Origin of the sequence: Streptomyces sp. L-9-10, from assembly GCF_004151105.1 — a bacterium.
Taxonomy (GTDB): domain Bacteria; phylum Actinomycetota; class Actinomycetes; order Streptomycetales; family Streptomycetaceae; genus Streptomyces.
Window position 1 is genome coordinate 25322 of record NZ_PHRF01000095.1, and the last position, 19365, is coordinate 44686.

The window sequence follows — 19365 nt, forward strand, 5'->3', positions numbered from 1 at the left end:
CAGTCAAGTTGAGCTATACCGACTCAATGCTTGTGAGTCTCTGGATGTTCCCCGGGCTCCGTTCGCTCTGAGCGATCAGCGGGCGATCAGCGGGCGGTCAGCGGATGATCGCCGGCCGTGGGACCGCCGCGTGGCGCATGACCAGCGCTGATCCTTCGGCCGGCGCCGAAGCGTCCGCGTCCTAGCGTCGGCCGTATGAACAACTCGACGGACACCCTGACGGATTCCCCGATGGCTTCCAGGACGGATCCCCCTCCCGGCTCCGTCACGGAGCCACCGACGGCGGCCGAGAGCCGCCATGTGGTCATCGAACCGAGCATTCTCTACTTCGGGACCCCCGTCGTCCTGCTCACCACCGAGAACGACGACGGCTCGGTCAATCTCGCCCCGATCTCATCGGCCTGGGCGCTCGGGCAGGTGGTGGTGCTGGGGCTCGGTGCCGACGGCCAGACCGCGCACAATCTCAGTGCCGGGCCCGGACCCCGCCGCGAGCTGGTGATCAGCCTGCCCGCTCCGGATCAGTGGCCCGCCGTGGAACGGCTGGCCCCGCTCACCGGACGCGACCCCGTCCCGGCGAGCAAGCCACCCGCGTGCCGCTTCGAACCGGACAAATTCGGGGCGTCCGGCTTCACCCCCACGCCCTCCCACCTGGTCGGGCCGCCGCGCGTCGCCGAGTGCCCCCTCCAGCTGGAGGCGTACGCCGACCGGGTCCAGCCCGACGTCTCGGGACGCTTCCTGATCGTCGAGGCGGTGGTACGGAAGGTCCACGCGGCCCCGGACATCGTCGTGCCCGGCACCGACCACATCGATCCCGCCGCGTGGAGTCCCCTCATCTACAACTTCCGCCACTACTTCGGCCTCGGTCCGGAACGCGGCCATACCTACCGGAGCGAAACCGCGGCGATGACGGCGGCGGCGGGAGGGTCCTGCCGCGCACGGCCGGGCGGTGCGTATGTACAGGGACAAGGGGGCACCACGCCGCGCCGCCGGTGAGTGGCTCAATCCCGCTACTCATCCCACATTCGTCTGGTACCACCCGAGGGGCGGCGATCACAGCCCCGGTCCGGGCCCGGCCCGGTCCGGGCCCGGGTCCATGTCCACCGCCCTGTCCGGAGGAAACGGATTGTCCCGCTCCAGCCCCTGCGAGCAGGATGTCAGGCGGTACCAGCCGCCCTGACGAAAAGGTCCAGCATGTCCGTACCCGCACCCGGCGCCGCGACCGCGCCTCATCCCGATCCCGTCACCCTCGACCGCCGCGACGGACCCTACGGCGAGATCGTGCTGCGCCAACGCGGTGAACGGCTGGAAATCATCGCCAACGGCTGCTTCCTGATGGACACCTCGGACGGCCGCTCCGAGCGGCTGCTCATCGACGCGGCCCTGGCGGCGCTGCCCGGGGAGCGGCCCGAAGAGCGGGGCCGGCCGGCTGTTCTCGTCGGTGGTCTCGGGGTCGGGTTCTCGCTCGCCCACGCCGCCGCCGATCCCCGCTGGGGCCGGATCGTGGTCGTCGAGCGCGAGCGGGCCGTCATCGACTGGCACCGGGACGGGCCGCTCCGGCGGATCTCCGGGGCGGCGCTCGCCGATCCGCGCGTTGTGATCCTGCACACCGATCTGGTGGCGTATCTGCGGACAACCACGGACCGTTACGACGCCCTCTGCCTGGACATCGACAACGGGCCCGAGTGGACCGTCACCGAGGACAACGGGAACCTGTACTCGCCTGACGGACTGGCCGCCTGCCGGGCGCGGCTGAATCCGGGCGGTGTCCTCGCCGTATGGTCGGCGAATCCCTCTCCCGCCTTTGCCGAAGCGTTGGGGAATGCCGGATTCAGCGGGGTACGGGCGGAAGAGATCCAAGTTGCCCGAGGCGTACCCGACGTGGTCCATCTCGCTGTTCGCACTGCGTAGCCGGAAGGCTCCCGCTGCCTCTACGCTGCTCCACACACACGGATCTGCATACTTCATGCAGATCGCGGAACAAGGATCGCGGAACGCGTACCAGGGGCGGGGCGATGGAGCAGACACACACCAGCCACAACGGAGTCGCGGCGACGCCCGGCGCCCAGCGCCGGGTCCTGGTGGTCGAGGACGATGCCACGATCGTCGACGCCATCGCCGCACGGCTGCGGGCCGAGGGTTTTCTGGTGCAGACGGCGCTGGACGGACCGGCGGCCGTGGACGCGGCCGAGGCCTGGCAGCCGGACCTGATGGTCCTCGACGTCATGCTGCCGGGCTTCGACGGCCTGGAGGTCTGCCGTCGCGTCCAGGCGCAGCGCCCGGTGCCGGTGCTGATGCTGACGGCGCGCGACGACGAGACCGACATGCTGGTCGGCCTCGGGGTCGGCGCCGACGACTACATGACCAAGCCGTTCTCGATGCGCGAGCTGGCCGCGCGGGTGCATGTGCTGCTGCGCCGGGTGGAGCGGGCCGCGCTCGCCGCGGTGACCCCGCGAAGCGGCATCCTGCGGCTCGGCGAGCTGGAGATCGACCACGCGCAGCGCCGGGTCCGGGTGCGCGGTGACGACGTCCATCTGACGCCCACCGAGTTCGATCTGCTGGTCTGCCTGGCGAACACACCGCGCGCGGTGCTCTCCCGGGAGCAGCTGCTCGCCGAGGTGTGGGACTGGGCGGACGCCTCGGGGACCCGTACGGTCGACAGCCACATCAAGGCGCTGCGCCGGAAGATCGGCGCCGAGCGTATCCGTACCGTCCATGGTGTCGGCTACGCGCTGGAGACCCCGGCGCCGTGACCGGGCCGGGTGACGGCGGCGGCGCCGACGGAGACAGAGCCGGAACCGGGGCCGACGGACGGGGCGTTCCGCCGTCCTCCGCCGCCTCCGGCTCCCCCCGGAAGCCCGGCTCCCCCTGGAAGCCCGGCTTCCCCTGGAGGTCAGGCTTCCCCTGGCAGTCCGGGTCCGCCCGGAAGCCTCGCTCCCGCGGCCCCCGTTCCGCCGGGAACAACGGGTGGACCACCAGCAGTGCCAGCGGCGGCCCCGGTGCCGCGGCCGACGCCCGGACCAGCGCCAGGACCGCCAAACGCGGCGACAGCCACGGGGGCCGGCGCCCCCAGGCCCTGGAATTCCGCCCCGGACCCCGCGGCCTCGACGCCAGCGGCCTGCGGCCCTTCTCCATCAAGGCCAAGCTCGGCGCCCTCGTCGTCATCTCCGTCTTCATCACCACCGGGCTGCTGATGGTGGCCCTGCGCACCGAGACCGAGCTGCGCTTCATCACCGTCTTCTCGATGATCGCCACGCTGCTGATCACCCAGTTCGTGGCGCACGGCCTGACCGCGCCCCTCGATGAGATGAACACGGTCGCGAAGGGCATCTCGCACGGCGACTACACCCGCCGTGTCAGCGGCGCGGACCGCCGCGACGAGCTGGGCGACCTCGCGTCCACGATCAATCGCATGGCCGACGACCTGGAGGCCGAGGACCGGCACCGCAAGGAGCTGATCGCCAATGTCTCGCACGAGCTGCGCACGCCCATCGCGGCCCTGCGCGCCGTGCTGGAGAACGTCGTGGACGGGGTCTCGCCCGCCGATCCCGAGACGATGCTCACGGCCCTGCGGCAGACCGAGCGGCTGGGCCGGCTGACGGAGACGCTGCTCGATCTGTCCCGGTTGGACAACGGGGTCGTACCGCTTCGGTCACGGCGCTTCGAGGTCTGGCCGTACCTCTCCGGGGTGTTGAAGGAAGCCAATCTGGCGTCCTCGCAGCGCGGGCCGATCTCCGGCTCCGGCCATCACACCCGTACGGACGTACATCTCCACCTGGACGTCTCGCCGCCCGAGCTGACCGCGCACGCGGACGCGGAGCGGCTGCACCAGGTCGTCGCCAACCTCATCGACAACGCGGTCAAGCACAGCCCGCCGCACGGCCGGGTCACCGTACGGGCCCGGCGCGGCACCGGCCCCGAGTCGCTGGACCTGGAGGTGCAGGACGAGGGGCCCGGGATCCCGGAGCAGGAGCGGCACCGCGTCTTCGAGCGGTTCAACCGGGGCACCGCGCAGTACCCGCACGGGCCCGGCAGCGACGGCGGCACGGGCCTGGGCCTGGCGATCGCCCGCTGGGCCGTGGATCTGCACGGCGGGCGCATAGGAGTGGCCGAATCGGCCCGCGGCTGCTTGATACGGGTCACTCTGCCGGGAGCACCGCGCCCCCGCCATTGACGTAGAGTTCGAAGCGAAAGCGCACGATCTCCGGGCACGGAGTCGGGGACGGGCGAGCAACAGGCCGTGAACCGGCCGTTCCCGGAGCGTCACGCGTTCCTGGCACAACGGAACCTGGCTTGTTTCCCGCCATTTATTACGCTGAAACTCGCCGTCCGATGTGACTTGCACGACGATGGCACGCCCGGCCTGCACCTCCTGGCCTGGTAGGCGTAGCCTTGATTCCCGCTGTCCATCACCTTGTGAAGCGGAAGAGGGCGGTTCACGCCGTGTCGTCTCAGTCCCCCAGTAACGCGAGCATCTCGACCGACGAAGACGGGCCGGGCAAGAACCCTGCCGCGGCCTTCGGTGCCAATGAGTGGCTTGTCGACGAGATCTACCAGCAGTACCTCCAGGATCCGAATTCGGTTGACCGTGCCTGGTGGGACTTCTTCGCCGACTACAAGCCGGGCACTCCCGGTACGGCGGACAGGTCCGATGAGGCCGCGGCGACCGCAGCCGCGGGGGCTGCGGTGCCCACGACCCAGGCGACCGCCCCAGTGACCCCGGCGCCCGCCCCGGCGAAGGCCGCGGCTCCCGCGCAGACGCAGGCTCCGGCGCGGCCGGCGGCCCCGGCCGCGGCTCCCGCCGCGCCGGCGAAGCCCGCCGCCGCCGCCCCGGCGCCCGCGAAGCCCGCGGCTCCCGCGCAGCCCCCGGCGGCCGCCGCCCCGGTGAAGGCCAGGCCCGCCGCGACCGGCGGCGAGGCCACCACGGCTCCCGAGGGCCCGGAGTACGTGACGCTGCGTGGCCCGTCCGCCGCCGTCGCGAAGAACATGAACGCCTCGCTGGAGCTGCCCACGGCCACGTCCGTGCGCGCGGTCCCGGTGAAGCTCCTCTTCGACAACCGCATCGTCATCAACAACCACCTGAAGCGCGCGCGTGGCGGCAAGATCTCCTTCACGCACCTCATCGGGTACGCGATGGTGCAGGCCATCAAGGCCATGCCGTCGATGAACCACTCCTTCGCGGAGCGGGACGGCAAGCCGACCCTGGTCAAGCCGGAGCACATCAACTTCGGTCTGGCCATCGACCTGGTGAAGCCGAACGGCGACCGCCAGCTGGTCGTCGCCGGCATCAAGAAGGCCGAGACGCTCAACTTCTTCGAGTTCTGGCAGGCGTACGAGGACATCGTCCGCCGCGCCCGCAACAACAAGCTGACGATGGACGACTTCACGGGCGTCACCGTCTCGCTGACCAACCCCGGCGGCCTCGGCACGGTCCACTCCGTACCGCGGCTGATGCCCGGTCAGTCGGTCATCATGGGCGTCGGATCCATGGACTACCCGGCCGAGTTCCAGGGCACGTCGCAGGACACCCTGAACAAGCTGGGCATCTCCAAGGTCATGACCCTGACCTCGACGTACGACCACCGCGTCATCCAGGGCGCCGCGTCCGGCGAGTTCCTGCGGATCGTCAGCCAACTGCTGCTCGGCGAGAACGAGTTCTACGACGAGATCTTCCAGGCGCTGCGCATCCCGTACGAGCCGGTGCGCTGGCTCAAGGACATCGACGCCTCGCACGACGAGGACGTCACCAAGCCCGCGCGGGTCTTCGAGCTGATCCACTCCTACCGGGTCCGCGGCCATGTCATGGCCGACACCGACCCGTTGGACTACCTCCAGCGCAAGCACCCCGACCTGGACATCACCGAGCACGGGCTCACGCTGTGGGACCTGGAGCGGGAGTTCGCGGTCGGCGGCTTCGCCGGCAAGTCCATGATGAAGCTGCGCGACATCCTGGGCGTGCTGCGCGAGTCGTACTGCCGCACCACCGGCATCGAGTTCATGCACATCCAGGACCCGAAGCAGCGCAAGTGGCTCCAGGACCGGGTGGAGCGCCCGCGCGCCAAGCCCGAGCGCGAGGAGCAGCTGCGGATCCTGCGCAGGCTCAACGCGGCCGAGGCGTTCGAGACCTTCCTCCAGACGAAGTACGTCGGCCAGAAGCGCTTCTCGCTGGAGGGCGGCGAGTCCGTCATCCCGCTGCTCGACGCGGTCATCGACTCCGCCGCCGAGTCGCGGCTGGACGAGGTCGTCATCGGCATGGCCCACCGCGGCCGGCTGAACGTCCTCGCCAACATCGTGGGCAAGTCGTACGCGCAGATCTTCCGGGAGTTCGAGGGCAACCTCGACCCGAAGTCGATGCACGGCTCCGGCGACGTGAAGTACCACCTGGGCGCCGAGGGCACCTTCACCGGTCTGGACGGCGAGCAGATCAAGGTCTCGCTGACCGCCAACCCCTCGCACCTGGAGGCGGTGGACCCGGTCCTGGAGGGCGTCGTCCGCGCCAAGCAGGACATCATCAACAAGGGCGGTACGGACTTCACGGTCCTGCCGCTCGCGCTGCACGGCGACGCGGCCTTCGCGGGCCAGGGTGTGGTCGCCGAGACGCTCAACATGTCGCAGCTGCGCGGCTACCGCACCGGCGGCACGGTCCACATCGTGATCAACAACCAGGTCGGCTTCACCGCCGCCCCCGAGGCGTCGCGCTCCTCCATGTACGCGACCGACGTGGCCCGCATGATCGAGGCGCCGATCATCCATGTGAACGGTGACGACCCGGAGGCCGTGGTCCGCGTCGGACGGCTCGCCTTCGAGTTCCGCCAGACGTTCAACAAGGACGTCGTGATCGACCTCATCTGCTACCGCCGCCGCGGTCACAACGAGGGCGACAACCCGCAGTTCACCAACCCGCAGATGGTCCGGCTGATCGACAAGAAGCGCTCGGTGCGCAAGCTCTACACCGAGTCGCTGATCGGCCGCGGCGACATCACGCTGGAAGAGGCGGAGCAGGCGCTCCAGGACTTCCAGGGCCAGCTGGAGAAGGTCTTCGCGGAGGTCCGCGAGGCCACCTCGCACCCGGGCACGGCCCAGGTGCCGGACGCCCAGGCGGAGTTCCCGGTGGCCGTCACCACCGCGGTCTCCCAGGAGGTCGTCAAGCGGATCGCCGAGTCGCAGGTCAACATCCCCGACACGGTCACCGTGCACCCGCGCCTGATGCCGCAGATGCAGCGCCGTGCGGCCTCGGTGGAGGACGGCACGATCGACTGGGGCATGGGCGAGACCCTCGCCATCGGCTCGCTGCTGATGGAGGGCACGCCGGTGCGGCTCTCCGGTCAGGACACCCGCCGCGGTACGTTCGGCCAGCGCCACGCGGTCCTGGTCGACCAGGGCACGGGCGAGGACTACACCCCGCTCCAGTACCTCACCGACGAGCAGGCCCGCTACAACGTCTACGACTCGCTGCTCAGCGAGTACGCGGCGATGGGCTTCGAGTACGGCTACTCCCTGGCCAGGCCGGACGCGCTGGTCATGTGGGAGGCCCAGTTCGGTGACTTCGTCAACGGCGCGCAGACGGTCGTGGACGAGTTCATCTCGTCGGCCGAGCAGAAGTGGGGCCAGACCTCCGGCGTCACGCTGCTGCTGCCGCACGGCTACGAGGGCCAGGGCCCGGACCACTCGTCCGCGCGCCCGGAGCGCTTCCTCCAGATGTGCGCGCAGAACAACATGACGGTCGCCATGCCGACCCTGCCGTCGAACTACTTCCACCTGCTGCGCTGGCAGGTCCACAACCCGCACCACAAGCCGCTCGTCGTCTTCACCCCGAAGTCGATGCTGCGTCTGAAGGCCGCGGCGTCCAAGGCGGAGGAGTTCACCACCGGCGGCTTCCGCCCGGTGATCGGCGACGCGAGCGTGGACCCGAACGCCGTGCGCAAGGTCGTCTTCACCGCGGGCAAGGTCTACTACGACCTCGACGCCGAGCGGCAGAAGCGCGGCGTGACGGACACCGCGATCCTGCGCCTGGAGCGCCTGTACCCGCTGCCGGGTGCGGAACTCCAGGCCGAGATCGCCAAGTTCCCGAACGCCGAGAAGTACCTGTGGGCCCAGGAGGAGCCGGCGAACCAGGGTGCCTGGCCGTTCATCGCGCTCAACCTGATCGACCACCTCGACCTGGCGGTCGGCGCGGATGTGCCGCACGGCGAGCGGCTGCGCCGTATCTCGCGTCCGCACTCCTCGTCCCCGGCGGTCGGCTCGGCCAAGCGCCACCAGGCCGAGCAGCAGCAGCTGGTCAACGAGGTCTTCGACGCCTGACGGACCCGCCGTACGTACCGGAGGGCCCGGCCCCGCGATCTCCGCGGGGCCGGGCCCTCCGGCTTTCCCGGCCCTTCCGGACGCCGAGTTCCGGACGCCGAGTTCCGGACGCCGGGTTCCGGGCGTCAGACGATCGGCGGCTCGAAGTCCCAGTAGGGGCGGTTGCGGGACCGGGCCGCGACGGTGTGGACATGCTGCGCGCCCAGCGTCGCCGCCAGGTCGTCCAGCGCCTCCCCCTCGACCTTCTCGGCGCGCCGCCCCTCGCGCAGGGCCCGCAGGTCCGCGGCGTGCGCGATCCGGGCCGAGAGTGTCAGCGGATGGGTCCTGCCGAGCGTTTCCGTGGCGCGGGTGATGGTGTCGGCGGTCAGCGTGGCCGCGCCCTCCTGGTCGCCCACGAGATTGCGCAGCGCCGAGGCGTTGATGGCGGACCCCAGTGTCCAGGGATGCCGCTCGCCGACGGCCCGGGTCATATCGGCGAGGGCGTCCTCGATCATCGCGTGCGCCTGCTCCCGCTCCCCCACATTGCGCAGGATCAGTGCGTGGTTGGCGCGGGCACCCGCGACGAACGGATGGCCTTCCCCGAGCATCGCCAGATAGCCGTGGACGACCTTGTCGCTTATGTCCCTGGCCTGGTCGATGTCGCCGTGCTCGCGGGCGAAACAGCTCTGGCCGGCGGCGAACATCATGGTGAGCGGGTCGTGTTCGCCGAGGACCCGCTCGCAGTTCTCCAGGACCTGGGTGAACAGCACGGCCGCCTTGCCGCGGTCACCCGAGCGGTACAGACACAGCGCGAGGTTGTGCTCGGCGCGCAGCGTCTGGGGGTTGTCCCGGCCCAGCACCATGCGGTGGACGCGCACGCTCTGCGACTGGAGCGATTCGGCCTCGTTGTACCGGCCGAGCAGCCGCAGGTCGGTGGCGTAGTTGATCTCGGAGAAGAGGGTCCAGTTGTGCCGCAGGCGCAGTGTCTGCCGACGGGCCTCCAGCGTGCGCCGGTTGAGGTCGAGGGACTCCTCGTACCGGCCGAGCAGCCGTAGCGAGACGGCCAGGTTGTTCTGGGCGTTGAGGGTGCGGGAGTCCTGTTCGCCCAGCAACTCGCGGTAGCAGACCAGGATCCAGGAGGAGACCTCCAGGGCCTCCTCGTACCGGCCGAGGCCGCGCAGATCGGCGGCGAGCCCTCCGGAGGCCCGCAGATGCTCCAGGTCCTTCGGGCCGCGCTCGGCGCGCAGATGGTCGACGGCGGCGCGCTCGATGGCTTCGGTGCCCGCGTAGTCGCCGACCGCGCGCATCAGGTTGGCGTAGTGGTAGCTGACGTCCCAGATCCTCGGGTGCGTCTCGCCGAGGAGCCGCCGCCAGGCCGCCAGCGCGCGCCGGCCGAGGTTGATGCCCGCGCGGTACTCCCCGGAGAGATACATGTAGCGCAGGCAGTTGAGGACCAGGGTGTGCATCGCCGGGTCGGTGCTCTTCAGGACATCGGCCCACTTGAGATGCGGGGTGATCTCCGCGTACCGGGGCCACAGCCGGGTGTCGGTCGGCCTGCCCGGGTCGGCGGCCACCAGCGCCCGGCGCACCACCTCGATGAAGTCCTTGTGGTCCTGCTCGGGCATGTCCTGGTGGACGATCTGGTGGACCATGCGGTGCATGTAGAGGGTGTCGCCCGCCACGCCGGAGAGACCGGCGTCGTGCACCGAGTCGTGGACCTCGCGCTCGCCGACCCCGGCGGCCCGTACGACGGCGTACTGCCGCAGCTTGTTGATCGCCCGCGCCCAGCGCACCGGATCGTCGACCAGCCCGCGCAGCTTCTCCGGGAGTGTGTCCACGGGCAGGTCGCGCACCAGCCGTACGGGGATGGCGCCCGGCGCGAAGAAGGTGCACAGCCGGAGCAGGTCGACGGATTCGGGGACCGTCTCGCGGAGCTTGTTGAGCAGTATCGACCAGCCGGTCTGGAAGGCGAGCGGGAAGTCGGCGGAGACCCGTACGACATCCTGGTCGATGCCGTCCTCCAGCAGCTCGATGTACTCGTCGACCGACATGTCCGAGTCGTTGAGCCAGCCCGCGGTCTGGTCGAGCAGCAGCGGCAGGTCTTCGAGGACCTCCGCGAGCTGCCCGGCCTCCACGTGGGTCAGGCGCGGGGCGCGGCGGCGGATGAACGCGACCGACTCGTCGCGCTCGTAGACGGGCACCTCCATCAGGGCGCTGTTGTGCTCGTCCCACTCCGGGTTGCGCGCCGTGATCAGCACATGGCCGGGGCCGGTCGGCACCAGGTCCCAGATCTGGTCGGGTTCGTCCGCCCCGTCCAGGACCAGCAGCCAGCGCCGGTACGGATCGCCGCGGCGCAGCGCGTCCCGGGCGGCACGCAGCCGCTCGCCGTACTCCACACCGGTGGACAGGCCGAGCGCCGGGGCGAGTTCGGCGAGCCGCTGCCGGCAGGTGACCCGCTTGTCCGCGGCGACCCACCACACCACGTCGTACTCGGCGCCGAAGCGGTACACGTACTCGGCGGCCAGCTGGGTCTTGCCGACGCCCGACATGCCGTGCAGGGTCACCACACCGGCGCCTCCGTCGGCTTCCTGGAGCGCCTGGTACGCGTTGTTGAGCAGCGTCTCGCGGCCGGTGAAGCGGGTGTTGCGGCGTGGGACCCCGCCCCACACGTCGGGGGTGTCGGCGGGATAGCGCGGGCCGGACAGCGCGTCGCCGAGATCGGGCAGCGGGTCGGTGGGCAGTCCGAGGCGGGCGAGGACGCGCCGCTCGGCCTCCGACGCGCCGACGGTGGTCAGATCGGCGGCGGCGAAGACGGCGGTGGCGCCGGGCAGCGCCGAGGTGGTGACCGTGACGGCGGCGAACCGGTCGGGCTGGGCCGCGACCACCTGGCGCAGGGCGCGGTTCCACTCGTCGTGGCTGCGCGGGCCGAGCTGGAAGTACCAGTCGCTGAGGACGACGAGAATGGGTCCTGGCGCCAGCAGCAGATCCTCAAGACCCTCCTCCAGCGATGTCTCCACCGGCGGGTCCCACCGCTGGTAGACGACCGAGAGGCCGCGGCGCTGGAGCCGGTCCCCGATCCAGGCCGCCCAGGCCCGGTTGAAACCGGCGAAACTGATGGTGACAGCCTGCGTCCCGGTTGCTCCAACTGGCTTACGCGCTCCGGGCATTCGACCGTCTCCCTGCTTCGTCATACGCCCTTTTAACATACCCCTGGGGCCCTGGAATCCATCCGGGTGCGCGCCGTATTAACTTGCGTTCCTTTGGCGCCAGATCATGCGCGCGGTGCGTACGTACGCCACCGCGCGGGCGAGATGTCCGGGCGGCGGCGGTGTGTCGGCGAGCCGGTGGTACATGGAGATCATCTCGTTGACGAGAACGCGGCCCTCCGGAGTCAGCGCACCGGAGGCCGCCAGCACCGGCAGGACCGCGCCGACCTGCTCCTGGCAGCGGGCGTGTTCGGCCCAGGCCACATCGCGGGCCGGGGGCCGGTCCGTACCGAGCGCGCAGCGCTGCCAGTAGTCGGCGAGCGCGATGTGCGAGTAGGCGCCCTGGAGAAGGCCGTCGAAGGGCCTGGCGTCGGGGCGCCAGGGCGCGAAGTGCCGTGGTGTCGCGTCCTCGTGGTGCAGCGGGGTCAGGGCCGCGAGCGCGGCGAGCTTGGTGTGCTGGAGTTCGTGGACGAGGGTCGACGCGAAGTGGGCGGCGGTGGCGGGCCTGCTGCTGAGGATCGCGCCGAACGCCTCGCGCCGGGTCCCGCTGCACTGCGCGGCGCCCTCGCGGATGGACGACGGGCCGGTGGCGGCGCCCGCGGAGGTGGAGCCGGGCGGCGGGGAGAGCGGGACCAGACAGCGCAGCAGGGCGGCCGTCTCGGCGGTGCGGTGGGCGCCGCCGGTCCGGAGCATGGGCGCCACCCCGTCCCACACCTCCCGCCAGGCCGCGCGTTCGCTCCCGTCGAGGCCCGCGACGGAGGAGAGCCCGAACCGCTGGAGACCGCTGCCCGCGGTGCGGTACGGGTCGAGGTCGTCCAGCGGTACGGGCGCGGCGCCCGGCAGGACGGCGGGGAGTGTGAGCACGGGCAGCCAGCGCGGGTCGCCGGAGGTCGCGCCGCTCTCCGCCGGCCGTATGGTGACTCCCGTCCTTTCCTGACGCAACGTCACCTCCCCTTCGGACTGGGCGACATGGACCGTGGATGCGCCCGGGCCGGTGCGCAGCGCGCCCAGCGTGGGCAGGACGAGCAGCCCGTCGGGGGCGGTCAGGCGTGTCTCGAAGGGCAGCCCCGCGCGGATCGCCGCCGCCGCGGCGAGGGCGCTGAAGTGGGCCAGATCGGCGGCGAGTTCGGGGGTCGGCGCGGCGACGGCGGTGAGGCCGCGCAGACAGCGCTGCGCCCAGGGTCCCGCGAGCGGATGGAGGAGGACGGAGCGCGCGGCGGCCCTGTCCGCGCGCTCGGCGGCCTCCAGCAGCGCCCAGTCCTGGCGCAGCCGGTCGAGCCGGCCGGGCGGGCAGACGGCGGCGGGGGCGGCGGACGCGGCGTCGAGCAGGGCCCGCAGCAGTACGAGGCGGCGCGTGTGCTGGTCGCGCACGAGCAGCCCGAGCGCCTCGGATCCGCCCTCGGTACGGCCGAGTTCCCGCAGCAGCGGCTCCGGTACGACGGGGCTCACCCGGGGCCTCCGTGGCCGGGGAGCGGTGCCGTCGCTTCGGTGAGCGCGGCGGCCACATGGCGGATCAGCCGCTGGAGGTCCGCGCAGTAGACGGAGGGGTTGGTGAAGCCGTGCCCCGCCCGGTAGCGGTGGGCGTAGTGGCCGCCGCCGCAGACGGTGAGCAGCGGACAGGCGCGGCAGCCGGCCGCGAGCGACGCGGCGCCCGACTGGCGGGCGGCGACGGCGGGATGGCGGGTGGCGTCGTCGAGGGTGTGCCGGAAGATGTCGAGGCCGGTGGCGGCGGCCGTGTCGTAGGCGGACTTCAGGGAGTCGACCTGTTCGATGGAGCCGTCCGTCTCGATCACGATGGCGTTGACGGGGTCGAGTCCCAGGGACTCGGTGGCGCCGGGCAGGCCGAGCAGCAGGGCGAGGCACTCCTCGAAGAGCCGGATCCGGGTCTCCCTGCGCCCGGCCGACCACCAGCGGTCGAAGACCGCGCTCAGCCAGTCGCCGTACGGGGTGGGGCGGTCGGGGTCACCGGGACCGCCGGGGCCGCCGGGGCGGTCGCGGTCGCCGGGTTCGGCGGCGGGCAGACCGGGCGGCGGGGCGGACCAGTTGCCGTGCGGGAGCAGGAGATCGAGGGCGGGCGGGCGCAGCGCGAGCAGCGACGTGTACACCTCGGCGGGGTCGGTGCGCGGGTCGACGACGGTGAGGATGCCCGCGTACGCCTCGGGGTGGTGCTCGGCGAGCAGCCGGGCGCCGCGCGAGACCGCGGGCCAGGAGGGGCGGCCCGCGTGGTCGACGCGCAGGGTGTTGTGGGCGGCCCGGCCGCCGTCGAGGCTGATGCCGACGCGTATCCCGTGCCGGGCGAGGGTGGCGATCCGGGCCTCGGTGAGCAGGGTGGCGTTGGTCTGCACGGTGGTGTGGACGGTGCTGCCGGGCGGTACCCGTTCACGTACGAGTGCGGCGAAGGCGCCCAGCCGGTCCGCGCCCGCGAGCAGCGGCTCACCGCCGTGCAGGACGAGCGAGAGGTCCCGTAGCCCGTGGGTGGCGGCGTGCTCGGCGATCCGGGACGCCGCGCGGTCCAGGACGGCGGGCGGGGCGGCGGCGGGGCGCTCGCGCCAGGTGCGGTCGGGGCCCTCGTACAGATAGCAGTAGCGGCAGGCGAGGTTGCAGCGGCCGTGCACCTTGACGATGAACTGCCCGAAGGGCACGGGCGGTTGAGGGGGGACGGAGGCCGGAACGGGTGCGGGTGCGGGTGCGGGTACGGGTACGGGGGCGGGGGCGGCGGGGCGTACGGGGGCGGCGGCGGACGCCCCTCGGACCACCGGTGCCGCCACGGGTGTCGGCCCGCGCGGCATCGCCTGTCGAGACACTCCACACCCCCGATGCTGAACGGCGTCCGGGACGCCCGGGGATCGCCCGGACAGGTCCCAGGGACACCGGGCCTGGTTCCCTGGACGGCCGGGCGGGCAAACGCGCGGCGCGACAGGTTGTCCTGTTCAAAAGGGGCCCCGGGCCGAAAACACCCGCGAGTCCGGGCCCGGGGACGGGGGCGGGGACGGACCCGGAGCCGGAGCCGGGATCCGTCCGGTCAGAACGCGTTGGTGAAGCCCCACAGCATCTCGCGGGGCTGTTCGGCCCGGCCGCGCAGATCCGCCACCACCTCGGCGAGGACCGGGTGGTCGAGGGTACGCAGTGCCTCCAGGTCCAGCGCCAGCAGATCCGGCAGCCCGCCGGGGCCGTCCGGTGCGCCCGCGCCCGACGTCGTACGCGTCGCGTCCGCCATGCCGGCGTCCGTCGTGTGTGCCCTGTGCGCGGCGTCCGTCGTGTGCGCCGTCCGTGCCAACTCGTCCATCACGCCTCCCCGTTGCCGTGCCCGTGCCGTCGTACCGGTCGTACCCCTTCCGTACCCCGTACGCGCCCGGTCCTCACCGCTCCAGCTCGGCCAGCCGTTCCATCGTCGAACGCCCCCGCTCGCCGCCGCCGTCCGGCAGCCTGCTCCACTCCGTACGCGCCGCGCGGTACGCCTCGCGCGCGGCCCGGGGCCTTCCGGCCTCCTCGTAGGTCATGCCCCGCCAGTGGTTGGCCTCGGCGCGCAGTGCCACGGCTTCCAGCCGCTGTCGCGGACTGTCCTGCTCCGTCTCCGCGGTCCTGGCCGAGTCCGCCGCGTCCCTGAACGCCTCGGCGGCCTCGTCGAGCCGGGTCGGCCGGTGCAGGATCCGGTGCGCGTCGAAGTGGGAGCGGCCCAGTTCCAGCCAGCAGCGGGCGGCGGTCAGCGGATCGCGCGCCTCCTGGGCCGCGAGTCCGAAGAGATGCTCGGCCTCCCGCAGATCCACCCGGTCGCCGCCCAGCCGGTGGCGCAGCATCAGGGCCTTCCCCAGCATCAGCAGCCGGTCGGCCTGCCGGACGCCGGGCACCGTTTCCGTACGGCAGTCGCGCAGCACCCGTACCGCCGCGCCGATGTACCGGCTGCCGTCCGGCCGTTCCGCACGCCTCAGCAGGGTGCTGCCCCACTCGGCGAGCAGATCCGCGTGCGCCCGCGAGTCACGGGGCACTCCGCGCGAGGCACGGGCGAAGTACTCGGCGGCCTCCTCCAGATCGCCCGGGTCGCCGGAGCGTTCGTAGCGGGCGACCCGCACCCGGCCCGCCCGCGTCCTGAGCGAGGCGAGCAGCCGTTCGTCCCGTACGGTCACCAGCGACTGCTCGACGAGCGTCCCCGCCTCGTCCAGGCCGTCGCCCGACCGCAGCAGCGCGTCCACCAGGTCGAGCAGGATCCGGGCCTGTGTGCCGACGGTGTGGCCGCCGGGGGCGAGCGCCCTGCGCAGCGAGCGCGCCGCCTGGCCCGCGTACACCTGGGACTGCTCGGGGTCGCCGGTCGCGCCGGACAGCCGCAGCAGCGTGCGTCCATGGGCCAGCGGCAGGCCGGGCGGCCGGTTCTCCTGGTCGGGCCAGACGTCCGCGAACGCCTCCAGCATGCCGATCGCGCCGTGCAGCAGCGCGCTGTCGCCGCCCAGCCGCCACTGCTCCTCCAGGGCGCGCACCCGCTCCAGGGTCAGCCGCAGCGCCTCGCCCGGTTCCAGTCCCGGCGCCGCGCAGGCGACGGTGTACTCGCGGTCGGCGCGGCGCAGCAGCTCCAGCGCGGCGCGCCGGTCACCGCGCCGCCGCCGGTCGTCGGCCGCGGCGTGCAACACCTTGGCGAGCACGGCCCGTTCCCGTACGGCCCGGGGGTGCGCGGCGGCCTTCTGGGCGGCGCGTTCGGCCTCGCGCAGCAGTCCGCCGCCGCCCTGGACCTCCCACAGCCGCAGCAGACAGCGGGCGAACTCGGCCCACAGCTCGGGGTCGGAGCCGGACGCCGGTTCCTCGCGCTCGGTGGCGCCGCGCAGCAGTTGTACGGCGTCGATCAGATACTGCACCATGCTGTCCGAGTCGAACTGGCGCAGCAGCCCGCGGGCGCTCTCCACCGCGTCGTTGGTGGGCGGGGCGAGGACCTGGCCGCCGTACGGCGCGAACGGCGGGGGCAGCGGCATGAACCGTTCGAGCACCCGGGCCGCGACCTCGGCGAAGGGGTCGGGGGCGCGCCGCGCGCCGCCCTCCGGCCCGCCGTTCTCCACAGCGTCGCCGTTCTCGCCGTCCGGCTCGATCTCCGTCTCGCCCTCGCCGCGGAACGCGCCGTCGTCGTCGAGGCCGCCGCGCGGGAGGTACGGGCCGCGACCGCCGTCGCCCAGCTGGGCCAGGGCCAGAGCCGGGAAGTTGGGGCCGCCTCTGCCGAATCTCTGCTCGATGTACTCCGAGCAGTGTTTGAGCACGAGCAGCGCCTCGTCCCGTCCCAGGGGGCCGAGCAGCGCGTCCTGGACGCCCGGCGCGAACTCGTACCACTGGCCGTCGTCCGCGCCGTCGCCCTTGCTGCGCGAGAGCAGTCCGCTGAGCAGCACCTCGGCCAGTTCCGACGGGCCCGAGTCGGGCAGCATCGTGCGCTGCACCAGCTGCATCACCGGCAGATAGAGCGGGGCCGCGGCGAGATAGACGGCCAGCTGCCCGGCGGCCGGCGAGGCGGCCGAGCGGAACCGGCTGACCAGCTGGAGCGAGGACATCCGGTCGCCGCGGCGCGGCACGGGCGCCGCGGGCTGGTCGGCGCGCACCCAGGCGACCGCGCCGGAGATCTGGCCCGCGCCGGTGCCCGACAGCAGCCGCGCCCAGGCGTCGAGCGCGCCGGCGACCGGGGGCAGTACGGGGATCGCGAGGGCTCCCGGCCGCGCGGCGGGCGCCGTGGCGGCGTCGCCGCCGACCTTCAGCACGGCCGCGCCGCCCGGCCCCTCGCCCCGGGACAGGACGCCGTAGGAGACGGGCAGCCGGGTGCGGTTCCACATGCGCTGCGGCAGCGGTTGCAGTACGGCGGTGGGCGCCTGGCGGCCGAGCTGGTGCAGCAGCCGCTGGGCGCGTCCGCTGTGCCAGAGCGGACCCGCGCAGTCGCTGACGACGACGGTGACACGGCGGCCGGTCGGGTCGCTGAGCCGGTCGGCGGAGCTGAGCGGCGCTGCGGCCGGGTCGGGGCTTCTGCTGACGGCGGGCGCGCCGTCGGGCCCTTGGTGCAGATAGCGCACCTGCACATCGCGGAAGGCGCCCAACTGGCCGAATATCTGCTGGAGTTCCGCGAAGAGGCGCTCCCAGACGCGCATCGACGACGAGGCGTCCATGACGAACTGGAGCAGCGCGTCCGCCCGCGACACCCCGCGGAATACCGGGATGATCAGCCCGCCGGCCCGAGCGCTGAGTTCCACTGTCGCCACCTCGTCAAGGGTACGGCGCAACGGCGGCGCGGCGGGCCGGTAGCGCTGAAGTGGCCGTAACGCGCGCTGGAGTTCGAGGGGGGCGGGCAGCGCGGGGGCGGCGGGCACCCCGAGGGTGAGCGCGGTGGCGCCGCGCCCGTACCGCGTGCGCCGCACGCCGTGGCTCGGTACGGGGTAGAGCGAGATCCGGCGGTCGCCCTCCTCGCCGGGGTCCGGCCCCGGCGAGGGCTCGTCCTCCGGCCCGGTCTCCTGGACGGGGTCGGTGAGGACCGCCGGTGCCACGGCCGTCGCGCCGGTCGGGGGCGTCCGCTCGGCGCTGTCCGTACCGTCCGCGCCGTCCGCGCCGGGGCCCTGCGCCGTCCGGCCGCGTCCGGTCTGCTCGGCCAGCCAGAGGGCGTCGCAGATCTGTTCGGCGTCGGGGTCGAGACCGGCCTCGCGCAGCCGGGCGACGAGCGCGGTCAGCAGAGCGCCGCCGTACGGCGCCCGCCCGCCCGCCGGGCCGTCGTCCGTCGTACGGTCCGCCGCACCGCCCGCCATCAGCGCATCACCTCGGCCGGTCGAGTCGCTGGATGAGCAGGTCGGCGAGGCGGTCGCGGCCCGCCGGGGCGGCGGCGTCGGTGAGATAGATGGCGTTCAGCAGCTGGTCGGTGGAGATCAGTTCGCTGCGGGAGCGCTCCAGGAAGTGGATGATCAGATCGTCGCCGGCGCGCGCGGCCTCGTCGCCGAGATGGGCCCGTACGAACGTGGCGAGCCGCTGGTGGTCGGGGCGGCCCAGCTCCAGATGGATACAGCGGCGCATCAGGGGCGCCGGGAAGTCGCGCTCGCCGTTGCTGGTGAGGACGACGAACGGGAAGGCACGGCACTGCACCCGGCCGCCCTTGATCTTCACCTTCCTGCCGTCGTCGGTGAGGACCTCGGCCTCGCCGTCGGGCAGCCGGTCGGCGATCCGCTCCAGCTCCGGAATGCCGAACTCCCCTTCCTCCAGCACATTGAGGAGGTCGTTCGGCAGATCGATGTCGCTCTTGTCCAGCTCGTCGATGAGCAGCACGCGGGGCTGCTCCGAGGGCAGCAGCGCGGTGCCCAGCGGGCCGAGCCGGATATAGCTGCCGATGTCCGCCGACGGGTCATGACGGTCCGTGCCGCCCGCACCGTCCGTGCCGCCCGCCCCGTTCGTGCCCGCGGCGCTGTGCGCGGCCAGTTGCACGTCCTGGAGCCGGGCGATCGCGTCGTAGTGGTACAGCCCGTCCTGGAGGGCCGACCTGCTGACGATGGGCCAGCGCAGCACCCTGCCGAGCCCCAGTTCGTGCGCGACGGAGTGGGCCAGCGTGCTCTTGCCCGCGCCGGGGCTTCCGGTGACCAGCAGCGGGCGCCTCAAGTAGAGGGCCGCGTTGATCATTTCGAGCTCCTCGGCGCCCGGCCGGTGCAGCTCCGCCTCGTGCCGGTAGCCGCCGAGCCGCCGGTCGGCCGAGCCGTCGCCGCCGTCCCTGCCGTCGTCCGTACCGCCCTCGCCGTGCGGGGAGTTGTCGCCGCGGCCCGCGAAGTCCCGCCAGGGAGGCGGCGGAGGCAGTTGCGTGATGCCTCCGTGCGGTTCGCCGGCCCCTCGGTAGATGAGCCACTCGCTGGGTTCACTCATTGCGTGTTCCTCGTCATCACTCGTCCGCCAG

11 protein-coding genes are annotated in these 19365 nt (G+C 72.6%); 5 read left to right on the plus strand and 6 right to left on the minus strand.

The features are described 5' to 3' along the window. Window positions 1–195: 195 nt before the first annotated feature. From CU044_RS21480 to CU044_RS21500, 5 genes are all read left to right on the plus strand, one after another. Window positions 196–993 carry a flavin reductase family protein gene (locus CU044_RS21480; protein WP_240045756.1) on the plus strand — a complete coding sequence of 266 codons (798 nt, stop codon included), beginning with the start codon at window positions 196–198 and terminating at the stop codon, window positions 991–993. Between the two features lie 198 nt (window positions 994–1191). Continuing rightward, window positions 1192–1908 carry a spermidine synthase gene (locus CU044_RS21485; RefSeq protein ID WP_129770361.1) on the plus strand — a complete coding sequence of 239 codons (717 nt, stop codon included), beginning with the start codon at window positions 1192–1194 and terminating at the stop codon, window positions 1906–1908. Between the two features lie 104 nt (window positions 1909–2012). Further along, on the plus strand, window positions 2013–2750 hold the full coding sequence (locus CU044_RS21490; RefSeq protein WP_030355662.1) for a response regulator transcription factor: 738 nt from the start codon (window positions 2013–2015) through the stop codon (window positions 2748–2750). 365 nt (window positions 2751–3115) lie between these two features. Further along, window positions 3116–4171: a HAMP domain-containing sensor histidine kinase gene (locus CU044_RS21495; RefSeq protein WP_129770879.1), complete on the plus strand. Its 1056-nt coding sequence runs from the start codon at window positions 3116–3118 to the stop codon at window positions 4169–4171. 269 nt (window positions 4172–4440) lie between these two features. Then, complete coding sequence (locus tag CU044_RS21500) at window positions 4441–8298, plus strand: multifunctional oxoglutarate decarboxylase/oxoglutarate dehydrogenase thiamine pyrophosphate-binding subunit/dihydrolipoyllysine-residue succinyltransferase subunit (protein ID WP_129770362.1); 3858 nt, start codon at window positions 4441–4443, stop codon at window positions 8296–8298. 125 nt (window positions 8299–8423) lie between these two features. On the opposite strand, the gene fxsT is transcribed toward CU044_RS21500, so the two are convergent. The 6 genes from fxsT to CU044_RS21530 all read right to left on the minus strand — a co-directional run bounded on the left by fxsT (window position 8424) and on the right by CU044_RS21530 (window position 19334). Next, entirely contained in the window at window positions 8424–11444 is a 3021-nt protein-coding gene (gene fxsT, locus CU044_RS21505; protein ID WP_129770363.1) for an FxSxx-COOH system tetratricopeptide repeat protein, read from the minus strand. Between the two features lie 78 nt (window positions 11445–11522). After that, on the minus strand, window positions 11523–12932 hold the full coding sequence (locus CU044_RS21510) for an HEXXH motif-containing putative peptide modification protein (RefSeq protein ID WP_129770364.1): 1410 nt from the start codon (window positions 12930–12932) through the stop codon (window positions 11523–11525). Beyond that, window positions 12929–14125: an FxsB family cyclophane-forming radical SAM/SPASM peptide maturase gene (locus CU044_RS21515; protein ID WP_240045757.1), complete on the minus strand. Its 1197-nt coding sequence runs from the start codon at window positions 14123–14125 to the stop codon at window positions 12929–12931. The genes CU044_RS21510 and CU044_RS21515 overlap by 4 nt, the downstream gene beginning before the upstream one ends. A 380-nt stretch (window positions 14126–14505) precedes the next feature. After that, window positions 14506–14700, minus strand: a complete 195-nt coding sequence (fxsA, locus tag CU044_RS21520; RefSeq protein ID WP_129770880.1) for an FxSxx-COOH cyclophane-containing RiPP peptide — start codon at window positions 14698–14700, stop codon at window positions 14506–14508. 142 nt (window positions 14701–14842) lie between these two features. Further along, the gene (locus CU044_RS21525; protein WP_193564030.1) at window positions 14843–18238 is read right to left on the minus strand and encodes an SAV_2336 N-terminal domain-related protein; all 3396 of its coding nucleotides are present in this window, start codon (window positions 18236–18238) and stop codon (window positions 14843–14845) included. 7 nt (window positions 18239–18245) lie between these two features. Beyond that, a complete protein-coding gene (locus tag CU044_RS21530) occupies window positions 18246–19334 on the minus strand; it encodes a MoxR family ATPase (RefSeq protein ID WP_129770366.1) in 1089 nt (362 codons plus the stop codon). Between the last annotated feature and the right edge of the window lie 31 nt (window positions 19335–19365).

Bases quoted from the DNA above. Each gene is read 5' to 3' on its own strand.
- CU044_RS21480 (WP_240045756.1), top strand. From the start codon at position 196: ATGAACAACTCGACGGACACCCTGACGGATTCCCCGATGGCTTCCAGG.
- fxsA (WP_129770880.1), bottom strand. From the start codon at position 14,700: ATGGCGGACGCGACGCGTACGACGTCGGGCGCGGGCGCACCGGACGGC.
- CU044_RS21490 (WP_030355662.1), top strand. From the start codon at position 2,013: ATGGAGCAGACACACACCAGCCACAACGGAGTCGCGGCGACGCCCGGC.
- fxsT (WP_129770363.1), bottom strand. From the start codon at position 11,444: ATGCCCGGAGCGCGTAAGCCAGTTGGAGCAACCGGGACGCAGGCTGTC.
- CU044_RS21485 (WP_129770361.1), top strand. From the start codon at position 1,192: ATGTCCGTACCCGCACCCGGCGCCGCGACCGCGCCTCATCCCGATCCC.
- CU044_RS21525 (WP_193564030.1), bottom strand. From the start codon at position 18,238: ATGGCGGGCGGTGCGGCGGACCGTACGACGGACGACGGCCCGGCGGGC.
- CU044_RS21530 (WP_129770366.1), bottom strand. From the start codon at position 19,334: ATGAGTGAACCCAGCGAGTGGCTCATCTACCGAGGGGCCGGCGAACCG.